This window comes from Paraburkholderia sp. CHISQ3 (assembly GCF_030464945.1).
GTDB classification, from domain to species: domain Bacteria; phylum Pseudomonadota; class Gammaproteobacteria; order Burkholderiales; family Burkholderiaceae; genus Paraburkholderia; species Paraburkholderia megapolitana.
On the sequence record NZ_JALPRG010000001.1, the window covers coordinates 643,184 to 659,616 of the forward strand.

Annotated in this window: 17 protein-coding genes, 1 other RNA gene and 1 pseudogene; 10 read left to right on the forward strand and 9 right to left on the reverse strand. The window is 63.0% G+C overall.

What is annotated here, in order from left to right; genetic code table 11:
• Positions 1-44: 44 nt before the first annotated feature.
• The 7 genes from dusB (at position 45) to M0D65_RS02865 (ending at position 6,440) form a co-directional block, all read left to right on the forward strand.
• Positions 45-1,109: a tRNA dihydrouridine synthase DusB gene (gene dusB, locus M0D65_RS02835; RefSeq protein WP_091009942.1), complete on the forward strand. Its 1,065-nt coding sequence runs from the start codon at positions 45-47 to the stop codon at positions 1,107-1,109.
• Entirely contained in the window at positions 1,106-1,339 is a 234-nt protein-coding gene (locus tag M0D65_RS02840) for a Fis family transcriptional regulator (RefSeq protein ID WP_091009940.1), read from the forward strand. Before dusB ends, M0D65_RS02840 begins: the two co-directional genes overlap by 4 nt.
• Before the next feature lie 45 nt (positions 1,340-1,384).
• Positions 1,385-2,950 carry a bifunctional phosphoribosylaminoimidazolecarboxamide formyltransferase/IMP cyclohydrolase gene (gene purH, locus M0D65_RS02845; RefSeq protein WP_266250956.1) on the forward strand — a complete coding sequence of 522 codons (1,566 nt, stop codon included), beginning with the start codon at positions 1,385-1,387 and terminating at the stop codon, positions 2,948-2,950.
• A gap of 147 nt (positions 2,951-3,097) precedes the next feature.
• The gene (gene ruvC / locus M0D65_RS02850; RefSeq protein WP_091009936.1) at positions 3,098-3,640 is read left to right on the forward strand and encodes a crossover junction endodeoxyribonuclease RuvC; all 543 of its coding nucleotides are present in this window, start codon (positions 3,098-3,100) and stop codon (positions 3,638-3,640) included.
• Positions 3,641-3,688: 48 nt separating this feature from the next.
• Positions 3,689-4,270: a Holliday junction branch migration protein RuvA gene (ruvA, locus tag M0D65_RS02855; RefSeq protein WP_091009935.1), complete on the forward strand. Its 582-nt coding sequence runs from the start codon at positions 3,689-3,691 to the stop codon at positions 4,268-4,270.
• 137 nt (positions 4,271-4,407) lie between these two features.
• The gene (ruvB, locus tag M0D65_RS02860; protein WP_266250959.1) at positions 4,408-5,472 is read left to right on the forward strand and encodes a Holliday junction branch migration DNA helicase RuvB; all 1,065 of its coding nucleotides are present in this window, start codon (positions 4,408-4,410) and stop codon (positions 5,470-5,472) included.
• A 104-nt stretch (positions 5,473-5,576) separates the two neighbouring features.
• Positions 5,577-6,440, forward strand: coding sequence for an oxygenase MpaB family protein (locus tag M0D65_RS02865; RefSeq protein ID WP_266251192.1), 864 nt, complete (start codon positions 5,577-5,579; stop codon positions 6,438-6,440).
• Positions 6,441-6,462: 22 nt separating this feature from the next.
• Here M0D65_RS02865 and M0D65_RS02870 read toward each other — a convergent pair whose 3' ends face one another.
• From M0D65_RS02870 to tyrS, 3 genes are all read right to left on the reverse strand, one after another.
• Positions 6,463-7,134, reverse strand: coding sequence for a histidine phosphatase family protein (locus M0D65_RS02870; RefSeq protein WP_266250979.1), 672 nt, complete (start codon positions 7,132-7,134; stop codon positions 6,463-6,465).
• A 119-nt stretch (positions 7,135-7,253) separates the two neighbouring features.
• Positions 7,254-7,712, reverse strand: a complete 459-nt coding sequence (gene dtd / locus M0D65_RS02875; RefSeq protein WP_266250981.1) for a D-aminoacyl-tRNA deacylase — start codon at positions 7,710-7,712, stop codon at positions 7,254-7,256.
• Positions 7,713-7,787: 75 nt separating this feature from the next.
• The gene (tyrS, locus tag M0D65_RS02880; protein ID WP_266250982.1) at positions 7,788-9,035 is read right to left on the reverse strand and encodes a tyrosine--tRNA ligase; all 1,248 of its coding nucleotides are present in this window, start codon (positions 9,033-9,035) and stop codon (positions 7,788-7,790) included.
• Positions 9,036-9,185: 150 nt separating this feature from the next.
• Between tyrS and M0D65_RS02885 the strand changes: the two genes are divergently transcribed.
• Positions 9,186-10,316: an anhydro-N-acetylmuramic acid kinase gene (locus M0D65_RS02885; protein ID WP_091009922.1), complete on the forward strand. Its 1,131-nt coding sequence runs from the start codon at positions 9,186-9,188 to the stop codon at positions 10,314-10,316.
• 96 nt (positions 10,317-10,412) lie between these two features.
• On the opposite strand, the gene erpA is transcribed toward M0D65_RS02885, so the two are convergent.
• The 3 genes from erpA to rplM all read right to left on the reverse strand — a co-directional run bounded on the left by erpA (position 10,413) and on the right by rplM (position 11,826).
• Entirely contained in the window at positions 10,413-10,778 is a 366-nt protein-coding gene (gene erpA / locus M0D65_RS02890) for an iron-sulfur cluster insertion protein ErpA (protein WP_091009919.1), read from the reverse strand.
• Between the two features lie 215 nt (positions 10,779-10,993).
• Complete coding sequence (rpsI, locus tag M0D65_RS02895; RefSeq protein ID WP_091009916.1) at positions 10,994-11,386, reverse strand: 30S ribosomal protein S9; 393 nt, start codon at positions 11,384-11,386, stop codon at positions 10,994-10,996.
• An 11-nt stretch (positions 11,387-11,397) separates the two neighbouring features.
• The gene (gene rplM, locus M0D65_RS02900) at positions 11,398-11,826 is read right to left on the reverse strand and encodes a 50S ribosomal protein L13 (RefSeq protein ID WP_075158980.1); all 429 of its coding nucleotides are present in this window, start codon (positions 11,824-11,826) and stop codon (positions 11,398-11,400) included.
• Positions 11,827-12,443: 617 nt separating this feature from the next.
• On the opposite strand from rplM, the gene M0D65_RS02905 reads away from it, so the two are divergent.
• Positions 12,444-12,866 carry an OsmC family protein gene (locus tag M0D65_RS02905; RefSeq protein WP_091009913.1) on the forward strand — a complete coding sequence of 141 codons (423 nt, stop codon included), beginning with the start codon at positions 12,444-12,446 and terminating at the stop codon, positions 12,864-12,866.
• Positions 12,867-12,955: 89 nt separating this feature from the next.
• Here the strand turns inward: M0D65_RS02905 and rnpB are convergent.
• From rnpB to pyrC, 3 genes and pseudogenes are all read right to left on the reverse strand, one after another.
• An RNA gene (gene rnpB / locus M0D65_RS02910) (RNase P RNA component class A) lies at positions 12,956-13,367 on the reverse strand.
• A 48-nt stretch (positions 13,368-13,415) separates the two neighbouring features.
• Positions 13,416-14,324 (reverse strand): annotated as a pseudogene (locus M0D65_RS02915) (DUF3025 domain-containing protein); the annotation flags it as partial.
• On the reverse strand, positions 14,237-15,298 hold the full coding sequence (pyrC, locus tag M0D65_RS02920; protein WP_266251194.1) for a dihydroorotase: 1,062 nt from the start codon (positions 15,296-15,298) through the stop codon (positions 14,237-14,239). The gene pyrC and the pseudogene M0D65_RS02915, both read right to left, overlap by 88 nt.
• Before the next feature lie 175 nt (positions 15,299-15,473).
• Here pyrC and M0D65_RS02925 point away from each other — a divergent pair, with 175 nt between their 5' ends.
• Complete coding sequence (locus tag M0D65_RS02925; RefSeq protein WP_266250987.1) at positions 15,474-16,379, forward strand: class II glutamine amidotransferase; 906 nt, start codon at positions 15,474-15,476, stop codon at positions 16,377-16,379.
• Positions 16,380-16,433 lie beyond the last annotated feature (54 nt).

The following is a 16,433-nucleotide window of genomic DNA, read 5'->3' on the forward strand; positions in this document are numbered from 1 at the left end:
CGCGCAGCGGACGGCTTTTGCGCTCCTTTTTTTCGACTCGCCCGATGCCTACTCTCGGCTCCCACAATCTGCGCAACAACCTGTTCGTCGCCCCGATGGCCGGCGTGACGGACCGGCCGTTCCGCCAGCTCTGCAAGCGGCTGGGCGCGGGCTATGCGGTGTCGGAGATGGTCGCGTCGAATGCGCAGCTGTGGAAGAGCGAGAAAACCATGCGCCGCGCGAATCACGCCGGCGAGGTCGAGCCGATCGCGGTGCAGATCGCGGGGGCCGATCCGGCCATGATGGCCGAAGCGGCCCGCTACAACGTGGCGAACGGCGCGCAGATCATCGACATCAACATGGGCTGCCCCGCGAAGAAGGTGTGCAACGTCGCCGCCGGCTCCGCGCTGCTGCAGAACGAACCGCTCGTGCAGCGCATCGTGTCCGCGGTGGTCGACGCCGTGGGCATCGGCCCGGATGCGGTGCCGGTCACGCTGAAAATCCGCACTGGCTGGGATCGCGACAACCGCAACGCGCTGACAATCGCGCGCATCGCCGAAGAAGCCGGCATTTCGATGCTCACGGTGCACGGCCGCACGCGCGCCGACCTCTATCGCGGCGATGCTGAATACGACACGATCGCCGCCGTCAAGGCCGCGGCGCACATCCCCGTGGTGGCGAACGGCGATATCTCGACGCCGCAGAAAGCGCAGGCCGTACTGGCCGCCACCGGCGCGGATGCGATCATGATCGGCCGCGCGGCCCAGGGGCGCCCGTGGCTATTCCGCGAAATCGAGCATTACCTGCGTACCGGCGAGCTGTTGCCGGCGCCGCGCGTGGTCGAAATCCAGCAGATCATGAACGAGCATCTTGAAGATCACTACGCGTTTTACGGTGAATTCACCGGTGTCCGTACTGCGCGCAAGCACATCGGCTGGTACACTCGCGGCCTTTCTGGCGCCAACGTGTTCCGGCATCGCATGAATACGCTGGACACGACGCGCGAACAACTGCTCGCCGTCAACGAATTTTTCGACGCACAGAGCGCGCTTTCCGAGCGCCTCGTGTACGTCGACGACGACGTGAACAACGACGGCGAGCCGGACCATACCGACCGACTGGCAGCATGAGCAAGCACAACATCGAACAATGTGTCCGCGACAGCCTGGGGATGTACTTCCAGGATCTCGACGGCTCCAATCCGCACGACGTCTATGAAATGGTGATGGCGTGCGTCGAAAAACCGATGCTCGAGGTAGTACTCCAGCAGGCGGGCGGCAACCAGTCGCTCGCCGCCGAGTATCTCGGCATCAACCGCAATACGCTGCGCAAGAAGCTGCAACAGCACGGCCTGCTGTAGCGTCGCGCGCCCCGCCTCGTCCCTTTTCGGCTCCCCGTCCCCACCATGATCAAGCAAGCGCTCATCTCCGTTTCCGACAAGTCCGGCATCGTCGACTTCGCGAAGTCGCTGTCCGCTCTCGGCGTCAAGCTCCTGTCGACAGGCGGCACGGCAAAACTGCTCGCGGATGCAGGCCTCGCGGTCACTGAAGTTGCCGACTACACGGGCTTCCCGGAAATGCTCGACGGTCGCGTGAAGACGCTGCACCCGAAGGTGCACGGCGGCATCCTCGCGCGCCGCGATCTGCCCGAGCACATGGCGGCGCTCGACAAGCACGGCATCCCTACCATCGACCTGCTCGTCGTGAACCTGTACCCGTTCGTGCAGACGGTGTCGAAGGAAGAGTGCTCGCTGGAAGACGCGATCGAGAACATCGATATCGGTGGGCCGACCATGCTGCGCTCGGCTGCGAAGAATCATCGCGACGTGACGGTCGTGGTCGATCCGGTCGACTACGCGAAAGTACTCGACGAGATGCGCGCGAACGCGAACGCGGTGAGCTATGCGACCAACTTCCGGCTCGCCACGAAAGTATTCGCGCACACCGCGCAATACGACGGCGCGATCACGAACTACCTGACAAGCCTCACCGACGAACTGCAACACAAGTCGCGCAACGCGTACCCGGCTACGCTGAACCTCGCGTTCGACAAGGTGCAGGACCTGCGCTACGGCGAAAACCCGCATCAGGGTGCGGCGTTCTACCGCGACCTCGCAGCACCGTCAGGCGCGCTCGCGAACTACCACCAGTTGCAGGGCAAGGAACTGTCGTACAACAACATCGCCGATTCCGACGCGGCATGGGAATGCGTGAAGACGTTCGACGTGCCCGCCTGCGTGATCGTCAAGCACGCGAATCCGTGTGGTGTCGCAGTCGCCGCAGGTGCGCACGAAGCGTATCTGAAGGCGCTGCAGACGGACCCGACTTCGGCGTTCGGCGGGATCATCGCTTTCAATCGTGAAGTCGACGAAGCGGCCGCGCAAGCCGTGGCGAAGCAGTTTGTCGAAGTTCTGATTGCGCCCGCTTTCAGCGCGGCGGCAAAGCAGGTGTTCGCCGCGAAGCAGAACGTGCGTCTGCTCGAAATCGCACTCGGCGACGGTCACAATGCGTTCGACCTGAAGCGTGTGGGCGGTGGCCTCCTCGTGCAATCGCTCGATGCGCGCAACGTGCAACCGGACGAACTGCGCGTGGTCACGAAGCGCCAGCCGACGCAGAAGGAAACGGACGACCTGCTGTTCGCCTGGCGCGTGGCGAAGTACGTGAAGTCGAACGCGATCGTGTTCTGCGGTAATGGCATGACGCTTGGCGTCGGCGCCGGCCAGATGAGTCGCGTCGATTCGGCGCGGATTGCGAGCATCAAGGCGCAGAACGCGGGGTTGTCGCTGAGTGGTTCAGCGGTTGCGTCGGATGCGTTCTTCCCGTTCCGCGACGGTCTCGACGTCGTGGTCAACGCAGGCGCGACGTGCGTGATCCAGCCGGGCGGTTCGATGCGCGACGACGAAGTGATCGCGGCCGCCGACGAACATGGCATCGCGATGGTTTTGACGGGTGTGCGGCATTTCCGTCATTGAGTCAGCACGGAACGCGTCCATGCACAGGTAGCCACCTACCCTGCGCGAATGGCACGATGAACACGGCCGGCCGGGCTGCACGCCCCGCCGGCCGTTTTTCATGCGATTCGTTGTAGTATCGCAAGCAGTCCTTTCCCAGCGCATTTCATGAGAATTCTCGGCATCGATCCAGGTTTGCGCGTGACCGGCTTCGGCGTCATCGACCAGTCCGGCCATCAGCTCGCGTATGTCGCGAGCGGCGTCATCAAGACGTCGGACGCGGACCTGCCGTCGCGCCTCGGCACGATCTTCGAGGGCATTTCGACATTGATCCGCCAGCACGCGCCCGATCAATCCGCGATCGAAAAAGTCTTCGTCAACGTCAATCCGCAGTCCACCCTGCTGCTCGGCCAGGCGCGCGGCGCGGCGATCTGCGGGCTCGTCGCGGGCGGCGTACCGGTGGCCGAGTACACCGCACTGCAGTTGAAGCAAGCGGTGGTCGGTTACGGCCGCGCAACGAAGGAACAGATGCAGCATATGGTCGTGCGCCTGCTGAACCTGTCGGGCCTGCCGGGCACCGACGCCGCCGACGCGCTCGGCATGGCGATCTGCCACGCGCACAGTGGCAACACGTTGAGTACGCTGGGCGGCCTCGCGCCGGCGCTTGCCAAAAAAGGCCTGCGCGTGCGGCGCGGGCGCCTTGTCGGCTAACCTGCGCGCTGCGCTACACTCGCGCTTTCTCAATCGGTTGAACCCGCCATGATCGGTCGCATTGCCGGCGTCCTGCTGGAAAAAAATCCGCCTCACCTGCTGGTCGATTGCAACGGCGTCGGCTACGAAATCGACGTGCCGATGAGCACGTTCTACAACCTGCCTTCCACCGGCGAGCGCGTGGTTCTGCTGACCCAGCTGATCGTGCGTGAGGACGCGCATCTGCTGTACGGTTTCGCGACCCTGCAGGAACGCACCACGTTTCGCGAACTGCTGAAGATCAGCGGCATCGGTGCGCGCATGGCGCTGGCCGTGCTGTCGGGCATGAGCGTGCACGAACTGTCGCAAACCGTCACGCTGCAGGACGCCGCGCGTCTGACACGCGTACCGGGAATCGGCAAGAAGACCGCCGAGCGCCTGCTGCTCGAACTGAAGGGCAAGCTCGGTGCGGATCTGGGCGCGATGGCAAGTGCGGCATCGGCGTCCGGCCACGCGCCCGACATCCTGAATGCACTGCTGTCATTGGGTTACTCCGAGAAAGAAGCGCTGGCCGCAATCAAGAACGTGCCGGCCGGTACCGGGGTTTCCGACGGCATCAAACTGGCGCTGAAGGCGCTCTCGAAAGTCTGACATCCGGCTTCGCCGCGTGCCGTAGGTAGAGCTTCACATGCCGCCGCGCGGCCCACACCCTGACCGATCGACCGTGTTGGCCTGGTTAGCGGGTTGGCCGGGTTTGCGATAACGCGGCGCGCGGTACAATCCCCTCCATGATTGAAACCGACAAACTCGCCGCCGAACGCATCATCGCCGCCACGCCCGTGTCGCCGAACGAGGAGGCGTTCGAGCGCGCGCTGCGTCCGAAGCAGCTCGACGAGTACGTCGGGCAGGAAAAGGTGCGCGGTCAGCTTGAAATCTTCATCGAAGCAGCCCGGCGCCGCTCGGAATCGCTGGATCATGTGCTGCTGTTCGGGCCGCCTGGCCTCGGCAAGACCACGCTCGCGCACATCATCGCGCGGGAAATGGGCGTGAACCTGCGGCAAACCTCCGGGCCCGTGCTCGAACGCGCAGGCGACCTCGCCGCGCTGCTGACCAATCTCGAAGCCAACGACGTGCTGTTCATCGACGAAATCCACCGGCTCTCGCCGGTCGTCGAGGAGATCCTGTACCCGGCACTCGAGGACTACCAGATCGACATCATGATCGGTGAAGGTCCGGCCGCGCGCAGCGTGAAGCTTGACCTGCAGCCGTTCACGCTGGTTGGCGCGACTACCCGCGCCGGCATGCTGACCAACCCGTTGCGCGACCGCTTCGGGATCGTCGCGCGTCTTGAGTTCTATACCGCCGAACAACTCGCGCGCATCGTCACGCGTTCGGCTTCGCTGCTCAACGCGCAGATCCATCCGGACGGCGCCTTCGAGATCGCGAAACGTGCACGCGGCACACCGCGTATCGCGAACCGCCTGCTGCGGCGTGTGCGCGACTTCGCCGAAGTGAAGGCCGACGGCAACATCACGGCGAAGGTGGCAGATGATGCACTGGTGATGCTCGACGTCGACCCGGTCGGCTTCGACCTGATGGACCGCAAGCTGCTCGAAGCGATCCTGCACAAGTTCAACGGCGGCCCGGTGGGCGTCGATAACCTCGCGGCCGCGATCGGTGAAGAGCGCGACACGATCGAGGACGTGCTCGAGCCGTATCTGATCCAGCAAGGCTTCCTGCAGCGCACCCCGCGCGGGCGCGTCGCGACGCTGCTGACGTACCGGCACTTCGGCCTCGCCGCACCCGATGCGTCGAATCCGTTGCCGGGCCTCTGGGAAGCCGGCGAATCCTGAGCCGCGCGCCGGGTCGCAAGGAGCCTTCCGCAATGTCGGACCCAGCCAGTCGTCAATCTGAACCCCGCATCGGCCTCGGCGCATCGCTTGCCCGACGTGTGCGTATGGCGATTGTCGACGGTGTGACGCAACTCACGGTCGCGAGCGGCCCGCAACTCGATTTGTCGTCGCCGCCCGGCGACCCCGGCTTGTTTGGGTCCGATGCGGTGTGCTGGAAAGTACATGCCGACTTCACATCGATGATGGCAGGCGGCGTCAGCGCATTGTTACTACAGGCGCTGCATCCGCTCGCGCTCGCGGGTGTCTGGGATCATTCGACATTTCGCACCGACATTCTCGGGCGATTGCGCCGCACCGCGACGTTCATCACCGGCACGACGTACGGCAACCGGCGCGATGCGCTGGCGCTGATCGAACGGGTGCGGCAGATTCATCTGGGTGTGACCGGCACCGCGCCCGATGGCCGGCCCTATCGCGCGAGCGACCCCGCGCTGCTCACGTGGGTTCACGTGGCCGAAGTGTCGAGCTTTCTCGCGGCATACCTGCGCTATGTGAATCCGACGCTGCCCGCCGAAGCACAGGACCAGTATTTTGCGGAAACCGCGCGGATTGCAGCGATGCTGGGCGCATCCGACGTGCCGCAGTCGCGCACGGCCATCGAAGCGTATCTATTGAACCTGCGCCCGGAACTCGAAACGGGGCCGCGCACCGACGAAGTCGTGCGGATTCTGATGAACGCCCGTGCGCCCAGCGCTGCGATGCGGCCGGCCGGCGCGCTCATGCTGAACGCCGGTGTGGACCTGCTACCGGACTGGGCTCAGCAAATGCTCGGCTTCGACACGCTTGCAGGCGTACGTCGCGCGATGGTTCGGCCCGGCGTCAAGCTCATCGCGCCCGTGATGCGTTGGGCGCTGAACAACGGTGCGTCGAAACGCGCACGACGGCGCGCCACTGCACAGCCTGATTGAACGGGTTAAACCGGTGATTGAGTCACCGACCGGGTTCGGGCACCCTGCGCAAACCGTCGTCCTCGCTGCGCGCATCCAGATGCGCAACATCCGCCCACGACAGCACCGTCGCCTTGCCACCGTCCATCTCCACCACGTTGATACTCGTGTTCAGTAGCGCGTAGCTGCGCGGCATATCAAGCGTCATGCCGTGCGCAAACCGGTACACGCAATCGAGCACGCCGCCGTGCGCCACGCACGCAATCCTGCCCTGCGGATGCGTCGCGACGATCGGCTCCAGCGCGTGCAGGACGCGGTGATAGAACTCGCGTTGGGACTCGCCTTCGGGTGGGGCGAAACCGGCGTCGCGGGTTTGCCAGTGCGCGTACTCGTCGGGAAAGCGCTCAGCGATCTGCTCGCTGTCGTAGCCCTGAAACGCGCCGTACGAGCGCTCGCGCAAACCTTCGTTCAACTGCAATGGCAGGCCGAGCGCGTCGGCAATCGGCTGGGCGGTCTGTTGCGCGCGCAACAGGTCGCTCGAATAGATCGCATCGAGACGTGCGCCATGCTCTGCCTCACGCGCAAGGCGCTGCGCCAGTCGCCCGGCCTGCTCGATGCCGCTCGCCGCGAGCGGGATATCAATGTGGCCCTGGATGCGTTTGATACGGTTCCATTCGGTCTCGCCGTGCCGGATGAAGAGAATCTGCGTGGACATGTCAGTGCGCACCTGTGATCGGGTCTGGCAATGCCGGACGCGGTTGGGTTGTTGCGAAGCGGAGGGGGAACAGCGAGCCGCTATTGTCGCAAAAGCGACGACGAAAAGTCAGACGCGGGTCAGGCGTGTGTTTGCAGCCAGAACGTGACGGGGCCGTCGTTGACGAGCGATACCTGCATGTCGGCACCGAACTCACCGGTCTCGACCACCGGATGCTTCGCACGTGCGGCCGCCACAAAATAATCGAACAGCCGCCGCCCTTCGTCGGGTGCGGCGGCTGGGGTGAAGCTTGGACGAAGGCCGCTGTTGGTATCGGCGGCAAGCGTGAACTGCGACACCAGCAGCAAGCCGCCGGAGCGCCCTGCACCGTCGATGTTCTGCACCGGCAAGTTCATCTTGCCGGCCGCATCGCTGAACACGCGGTAGCCGAGCAGCTTGGTGAGCAGTCGATCGGCGGCGGCTTCAGTGTCGCCGCGCTCGGCACAAACCAGCGTTAGCAGGCCCGCGCCGATCGCACCGGTCACGCGGTCAGCGACGCGTACTTCGGCGCGCGTCACCCGCTGGATCAACGCGATCATGCGCGCGGCTCCGGCAAGCGCACCGTCACCCGCTGAATCGACGCAATCATGTGCACGGCCTCGACAGGCGCACCGTTACGCGGTCAGCGTCACGCGCGCAAAGCGGCGTTTGCCGACCTGCACGACGTATTCGCCGGCCTCGACTTTCAGCGCCTTGTCGGAGATCGTCGCACCGTCGATTTTCACGCCGCCCTGCTCGATGTTGCGCAACGCGTCGCTCGTCGACGGTACCAGGTTCGCCTGCTTCAACAACTGACCAATGCCCAGCGGCGCACCCGCCAGCGTGACTGACGGGATATCGTCGGGAACGCCACCCTTCGCGCGGTGATTGAAGTCTTCGAGCGCGCGTTCGGCATCGGCCTGCGAGTGGAAGCGCGTCACGATTTCCTGCGCCAGCATCACCTTGAAGTCGCGCGGATTGCGACCGGCTTCGATTTCGCTCCGAAAGCCGGCGATCTCGTCCATCGGACGGAACGACAGCAGTTCGAAGTAACGCCACATCAACACGTCGGAAATGCTCATCAGCTTGCCGAACATGTCGTTCGGTTTTTCGCTGATACCGATGTAGTTGTGCTTCGACTTCGACATCTTCTCGACGCCGTCGAGCCCTTCGAGCAGCGGCATCGTCAGGATGCACTGCGGCTCCTGGCCGTACTGCTTCTGCAACTCGCGGCCTACCAGCAGATTGAACTTCTGGTCCGTACCGCCGAGTTCGAGATCGGCATTCAGCGCGACCGAATCGTAGCCTTGCATCAGCGGATACAGAAGCTCGTGGATCGAGATCGGCACGCCGCCCTGGAAACGCTTCGTGAAATCCTCACGTTCGAGAATTCGCGCGACCGTGTAGCGCGACGCCAGCTTGATCATGCCGTCGGCGCCGAGCGGCATCGACCATTCGCTGTTGTAGCGGATCTCGGTCTTCTCGCGATCGAGCACCAGCGCGGCCTGATCGAAGTACGTCTTCGCGTTCGATTCGATCTGTTCGCGCGTAAGCGGCGGACGCGTCGCGTTGCGGCCCGACGGATCGCCGATCAGCGACGTGAAGTCGCCGATCAGGAAGATCACCGTATGGCCGAGATCCTGCAACTGACGCATCTTGTTCAGCACGACGGTGTGGCCGATATGGATGTCGGGCGCGGTCGGATCGAGACCGAGCTTGATGCGCAGCGGCGTGCCGGTGGCGGCGCTCTTTGCGAGCTTCTGCGCGAACTCTTCTTCGATCAGCAGTTCGTCGACGCCGCGCTTCGTGACGGCAAGCGCGTGGCGGACTTCGTCGGTGATCGGGAACGCGGCGCTGGGTTTGGACGTGGACTCGGTGCTCATGCTGGATACGGAAGGTCGCAAAAAGAGAGATTGTCCCATAGATAGCGCGGCGAGCGTCCGCACACGCAAGCGCGTGGCCTGGCCCCTCGTTTGCGCGGATAATCTGCTACAACATACAACGTTCGCAACGACCACCGAGAGGAGCAAAACGTGGCGCAAGACACGGTAGACGGCGTGTACTTCGGATTGATGTCGGGCACGAGCATGGACGGCGTGGACGGCATCGCCGTCAAGTTCGCCGCGGGCAAGCCACCGGTCGTGCGCGCCGAGGCGTTTGTGGGCTTTTCGGCGGGCCTGCGCGACGCGCTGTTCGAACTGCAGCAACCGGGCGACAACGAAATCGAGCGTGAAGCGCTGGCCGCCAATGCGCTCGCCGCACGCTACGCGGTCTGCTGCCATGAGTTGCTGCGCGGCGGCAACCTGACCGCGAGCGAAGTGCGGGCGATCGGCGTGCATGGACAAACCGTGCGGCACCGTCCGGAAAAGGGCTACACGCGACAGATCAACAACCCGGCGTTGCTCGCCGAAATGGCGCACATCGACGTGATCGCCGACTTCCGCAGCCGCGACGTCGCGGCCGGTGGCCAGGGCGCACCGCTCGTCCCGGCGTTTCACGCGACGGTGTTCGGCGCGAAGGGCGAAACGCGGGTCGTCTGCAATCTCGGCGGCATCAGCAACATCACGATACTCGGCGCATCGGGCAACGTGCGCGGCTTCGACTGCGGCCCGGCGAACGCGCTGCTCGACGAATGGGCGCACCGGCATCTCGGCAAACCGTTCGACGAAAGCGGTCATTTCGCGGCCAGCGGGCAGGTGCATCGGCCGCTGCTGCATGCGCTGCTGGACGAGCCGTTCTTCGCCGAAAAGCCGCCGAAAAGCACCGGCCGCGACCTGTTCAACCCCGCATGGCTCGATGCGAAGCTCCAGCCGTTCGCGTCACTCCCCGCCGCCGATGTCCAGGCGACGCTCGCCGCATTGACTGCGGTGACGGTTGCGCGCGAGATCGAGCGACATGCGCCGGATTGCCGGGCGGTCTACGTGTGCGGCGGCGGCGCTCGCAATCCCGAACTGCTGAAGGCTCTGCAGAGTGCGCTGGAAGAAAGCGGCGTCAGCGGCATACCGGTCCTGACCACCGAGGCGCTCGGCGTGCCGCCGCATCAGGTGGAACCGCTCGCGTTCGCCTGGCTGGCGATGCGCTGCGTGGCGCGCCTGCCGGGGAATGTGCCGTCCGTCACGGGTGCGGCGGGTGAACGGATACTCGGGGCGATCTATCCGCATTGAGTGCGTGCGCATGCATGGCGCAGGTAGCACAACAAAGAGAAACGGGGCCGAAGCCCCGTTTCTCTTTACAACCATACCGATGGTAAAGCCAGTCGTTCAGACCGAGAACGACGAACCGCAACCGCAGGTCGTCGTCGCATTCGGATTCTTGATCACGAACTGCGCACCGTTGATGTCGTCCTTATAATCGATTTCAGCGCCGACCAGATACTGGTAGCTCATCGAATCGATCAGCAGCTGCACGCCGCTCTTGTCCATCACGGTATCGTCTTCGTTGACCGCTTCGTCGAAGGTAAAGCCGTACTGAAAGCCCGAGCAGCCGCCGCCTTGCACGAACACGCGCAGCTTCAGGTCCGGATTGCCTTCTTCTTCGATCAGTTGCTTGACCTTGTCAGCCGCGGCGTCGGTAAAGACAAACGGACCCGGCATCTCGGCCACGGGGGTGTCGGTGACTGCGTTCATTCGAACTCTCCAAAAAATGCTGCTAGCCGCTATTGTAGGGCTGATCCCAATATCGTGCTGAAGCCCATGAAATCAACAGGTTCTTCAGGGGTATTGCGACCGGCGAAGCTTTCCGCACGCTTGCTGCAAGAACGAAAAAACCGCCTTTGCGGATGCGCAGGCGGTTCTTTTTCGCAGCGGTCCCGCCCGAAAGCGGAACCGGCTTCCCGAAACGATTAACGCTTCGAGAATTGCTTCCTGCGGCGTGCCTTGTGGAAGCCGACCTTCTTACGTTCGACTTCACGGGCATCGCGCGTCACGAAGCCGGCCTTCGACAGTTCCGGCTTCAGCGTTGCGTCGTAGTCCATCAGCGCGCGGGTGATGCCGTGGCGAACCGCACCGGCTTGACCCGTTTCACCGCCGCCCGTTACGTTGACCTTGATGTCGAACGTGCCGGTGTGGTTCGTGAGTTCCAGCGGCTGGCGCACGATCATCAGCGACGTTTCGCGCGAGAAGTAGTCGGCGATGGGCTTGCCGTTCACCACGATGTCGCCCTTGCCTGCCTTGATAAAGACACGTGCGACGGCGCTCTTGCGGCGGCCCGTTCCGTAATTCCAGTTACCGATCATCTGGGCTCCCCTTAGATCTCAAGCGCTTTCGGCTGTTGCGCCGAATGCGGGTGCGTTGCTTCGGCGTAGACCTTCAGCTTCTTGATCATCGCGTAGCCGAGCGGGCCCTTCGGCAGCATGCCCTTGACCGCTTTCTCGAGCGCGCGGCCCGGGAAGCGTTCCTGCATCTTGCCGAACGTCGTTTCATAGATACCGCCCGGGTAGCCCGAGTGGCGATAGTACTTCTTGTCCGTGGTCTTGTTACCCGTGACCTTGAGCTTGCCGGCGTTGATAACGATGATGAAATCACCGGTGTCGACGTGCGGGGTGAACTCGGGCTTGTGCTTGCCGCGCAGACGGCGTGCCACTTCGCTGGCGACACGTCCGAGAACCTTATCCGTCGCGTCAATCACGTACCATTCACGCGTCACCTCATGGGCTTTTGCGGAAAACGTCTTCATGATCGATCCAAAATAAAAATGCTGTGCCCTGTGTTTTTTCCTGCTTAGGTGTGTAGCGCATCGAGGCGCTGTGCAGGCTCTCCCTGTTCTTCTCCCGCGGGCATATGCGGAAAAGCCCTGAATTATAAAGGAAATCCTGCGCCCAAGTCAAAATGTCGGTGGATCGGGGAACTGGGCGGGTAAAAAGACCGGCAAAAAAAACCCGAACTCGCGGTTCGGGTTTAATCCACCAAAGGAGGAGGGTGGAGGAGACATGCTGAGGTTGTCAGACGTCGACGACCAATGAGATGCAGTATATGAACAGACCTTGTGCGACGCAAGAACGGTTGCATTACGAAAAGTGATTTCATCATTTGAAAAATACGTAATATGCGCGTCACACGGAAAAATTCCTTTAAAAACAGTCATCCGTGCTTCATCCCTGCCTTTTAAGAAGGCCCAGAGTAGAGGAATGTCCCTAAAAATTGTCGGGCAATCCCTTATGCGCCCAGCATGCGGCAACGCAACACACAAGGCCCTCAGCGCCGATCCGACATGCCGGATGACCTCGGGCAGACCCGTAAACGAAGGACTACAATGCCGTCTCGAATGTAAGCAAAGCGAGCTGGAGTACAGGCATGGAATGCAAAGTAAGCTGGATGGGGCCGGATGGCATGGCGTTCGCGGCGGAGACCGGTAGCGGTCATCTGGTCGCAATGGATGGCGCGCCGGAAGGCGGTGGCCGCAATCTCGCGCCGCGCCCGATGGAAATGGTCCTGCTCGGAACCGGCGGCTGCACGGCGTACGACGTCGTAATGATCCTGAAGAAAAGCCGTCAGGAAATTGCCGGTTGCTCGGTCACGCTCAAGGCCGAGCGCGCGAGCGAAGACCCGAAGGTGTTCACCAAGGTCCACTTTCACTTCACGGTAACGGGCAAGAACCTGAACCCCGCAACCGTCGAACGCGCCATCAACCTGTCGCACGACAAGTACTGCTCCGCGTCGATCATGATCGCGAAGACGGCCGAACTGACGCACTCGTTCGATATCGTCGCAGGCTGAGCCGACGTTCGGGGCATCGCGCCCGCCACAAGGAAGCTACAAGGAAAAATGCCGGCGTCCATCACTGGACGCCGGCATTTTTTGTTGGGTGGCAAAGCGAGCCGATAAGCCGGATTCTGTGCACGCCCGCATCCGAAGATGCCAACGCGTGGCAGTCATTCCTCTAGGCGCGCCATTACTGACGCGCTCAAGCTTCCTACCCGCAGACGTGACGGGGGCCCCATCCTGCATCTCGAAGATGCTAGCCTGCCTACTTGGAATTGCTCCGGGTGGAGGTTACCGTGCCGGTCTGCCTCGCAGCAGCCGCGGTGCGCTCTTACCGCACCGTTTCACCCTTACCTGATCCCGGCTTGCGCCGGGCCATCGGCGGTTTGCTTTCTGTTGCCCTGTTCCGCGTGTCACCACGGATGGCCGTTAGCCATCACCCTGCCCTGTGGAGTCCGGACTTTCCTCGCCCTTCCCGGCCGAAACCGGAAAAGCCGCGACTGCCTGGCTCGCTTTGCTGGGCGCGATTCTAGCATCGCTGGATCGGGTGCGCCGGCCGTGGCGGAACACCGACACGTCGTCGTAGAACGATGGTGACTCGTTTGCGGGCCACCAGCCGGGGATACCGAGTACCGGCAAGGGCGCAAATGCCTGGCTGCTTAGCGGCTCGTTGCCCGAAAACTCGCGGCTGACCGAGTCATCGAGCCACGCATTGCGGTGCTCGTCGGGCCATGCGAAATACTCAGGTGGCACATCGACGATCCATGCATGCGCGGTGCATGCCTTGAACGGCATCGTTAGTTTTTCTAGCAATGCATGACCGAAGCAGCGTGCCTCGCAGCGCTGTCCCCACGCGTCCCGGTTCGCGACGAACAGGCGCTGCCAGTCGAATGCGCGCAATGCTGCGCTCAGCGCCGGATCGGCGCTCGCGAACAGCACGGCGTTTTCGTCGAACAGCGTTAGCGCGTCGCGGGTACTGCCGCGCGTCGGTCCGCGGCCCAACGAACCCACCGCCGCCGAACCACGCGCGGTCTGCGCTGCCTTCATCCGTGGAAATTGAAACCACGACAGCGCGTTGAAGAAATCGTGCAGGTTGTGTCGCGTGGGTACGCAGCCGGTCGCGCCGATATGGGCTTCGTACGCGGTATGCGCGGGCAATTCGGATTGCGCGACGAACGCGAGCTGCCTGCCATCGAGCACTGTATGCCGCGATAGCTGCGCATCTGCGTTCATAGCGTCGAGCAAAGCAGCCTCGCTGGTCAGTGCCGCCTGTTGCCAGCGTCTACCGCGTACCGCGAACGGTGCAAACCAGGGCATCGACCAGTCGATGTCGGCAAAGCCCGGCACCTTGCGCATGACCGAAGACACAGCGCCGCGCTCCGCCGTTAGACGAGGCGCCAGCCGATCGCTTCGCCGCCGCGCAACGGCACAACGGGCGTCTCGCCAACCGTGATTTCGTCGGGCAGCGTCCATTGTTCGCGACGCAGCGTCACCTGTTCGGTACTGCGCGGCAAGCCGTAGAAGTCCGCGCCAAAGAAGCTCGCGAAACCTTCGAGGCGCGCCAGCGCGCCAACATTGTCGAACGCTTCCGCGTACAGCTCGAGCGCATGCAACGCGGTGTAGCAGCCCGCGCAGCCACATGCGTGTTCTTTGAGCCCCTTCGCATGCGGCGCGCTGTCGGTGCCGAGGAAGAAACGCGGATTGCCCGACGTCGCCGCTTCGACCAGCGCCACGCGATGCGTCTCGCGCTTGAGCACAGGCAGGCAGTAGTAATGCGGACGAATACCGCCGAGGAAAATCGCGTTGCGGTTGTACAGCAGGTGATGCGCGGTAATCGTCGCGCCGAGCAGTCCGGGCGCCGCATTTTCACCATTGATATAGTCGACTGAGTCCTTCGTCGTGATGTGTTCGAACACGACCTTCAGCGCCGGGAAGTCGCGCCGCAGCGGCGTCATCACGCGATCAATGAACACTTTTTCCCGATCGAACAGATCGATCGATGCATCGGTGACTTCGCCGTGCACGAGCAGCGGCATACCGGTTTCCTGCATCGCCTCGAGCGTCTTCGCGCACTTCGCGATGCTCGTCACGCCGGCGTCCGAGTTGGTCGTCGCGCCCGCCGGATAAAGCTTCACGCCATGCACGACCCCGCTTTCACGCGCCCGGCGGATCTCGTCGGCGGGCGTGTTGTCGGTGAGGTAGAGGGTCATCAGCGGTTCGAATTTCACGCCGGGCGGAATCGCCGCGACGATCCGTTCGCGATACGCGAGCGCTTGCGCCGTGGTCGTGACCGGCGGCCGCAGGTTCGGCATGATGATCGCGCGGCCAAACTGGCGCGCGGTATGCGGCAGCACCGCTGCGAGCATCGCGCCGTCGCGTACATGCAGGTGCCAGTCGTCGGGGCGGGCCAGCGTCAGGGAATCGATAGGAGCGGTAGAAGCGGTCATGGCGAGGAAGATGGCGTTCACCGCGTGGCCATGCGACGTGGACAAACTGCAACATGACGGATCGCACTCCGGTCAATTTTGCTATTTGCTTATTTGCCGCGCCTGGCTCGGTGATATGCTTGGAAAATCATCATTGTAACGGGTCGATCCCGTTCACAGGCCCCGCCTCAGCATCATGTGCCAACTCCTCGGAATGAACTGCGCCGCGCCGACGGACGTCACGTTCTCCTTCACCGGCTTCGCAGCGCGCGGCGGTGTCACTGACCACCACGCCGACGGCTGGGGTATCGCGTTCTTCGAGGACAAGGCCTGCCGCCTGTTTATCGATCATCAGTCGTCGGCTACGTCGCCGATCGCCGAGATGGTCAAGCGCTATCCGATCAAATCGAAGAACACGATCGCGCACATCCGCAAGGCAACTCAAGGCCACATCCTGCTGGAAAACTGCCACCCGTTCATGCGCGAACTGTGGGGACGCCACTGGATCTTCGCGCACAACGGCGACTTGCAGGGCTATCAGCCGTTTCTAACCGGCGTTTATCAGCCGGTCGGCACTACCGATAGCGAACTCGCGTTCTGTGCCTTGCTGCAGGGGTTGCGCAAGCAGTTTCCCGGTAGCCAGCCGCCGCTCGACGAACTCTTCGCCGCGCTCGAAACGCTAACGCGCGAAATCACGCAATTCGGCGTGTTCAATTTCCTGATGTCGAATGGCCAGGCGCTGTTCGCGCATTGCTCGACACATCTGCATTACCTCGTGCGCCGCTGGCCGTTCTCGACCGCGCATCTGGTGGACACGGACGTATCGATCGATTTCGCGAAGTACACGACACCGGAAGACCGCGTTGCGGTCATCGCGACGCAACCGCTCACCGACGACGAAGTGTGGACCGCCTTTGAACCCGGCGATCTGCTGATGTTCCAGCACGGCGAAGTGATCGGCCGCGTGAATGTGCCGGTGCCGCCGGCCGTGCTCGAAAAGGCACGCAACCCGGCATGCGACCTGTCTGCGTCGGCGACCATGGTCCGCGAGCCGGTGGCACTCGATCTCGAAGCAGACGACGCGGCGGCATTCGAATCCTGACGCACAGACTGCGCGATATCCGTTACGACGACAAAAAAGCCGCTTCCCAAGAGA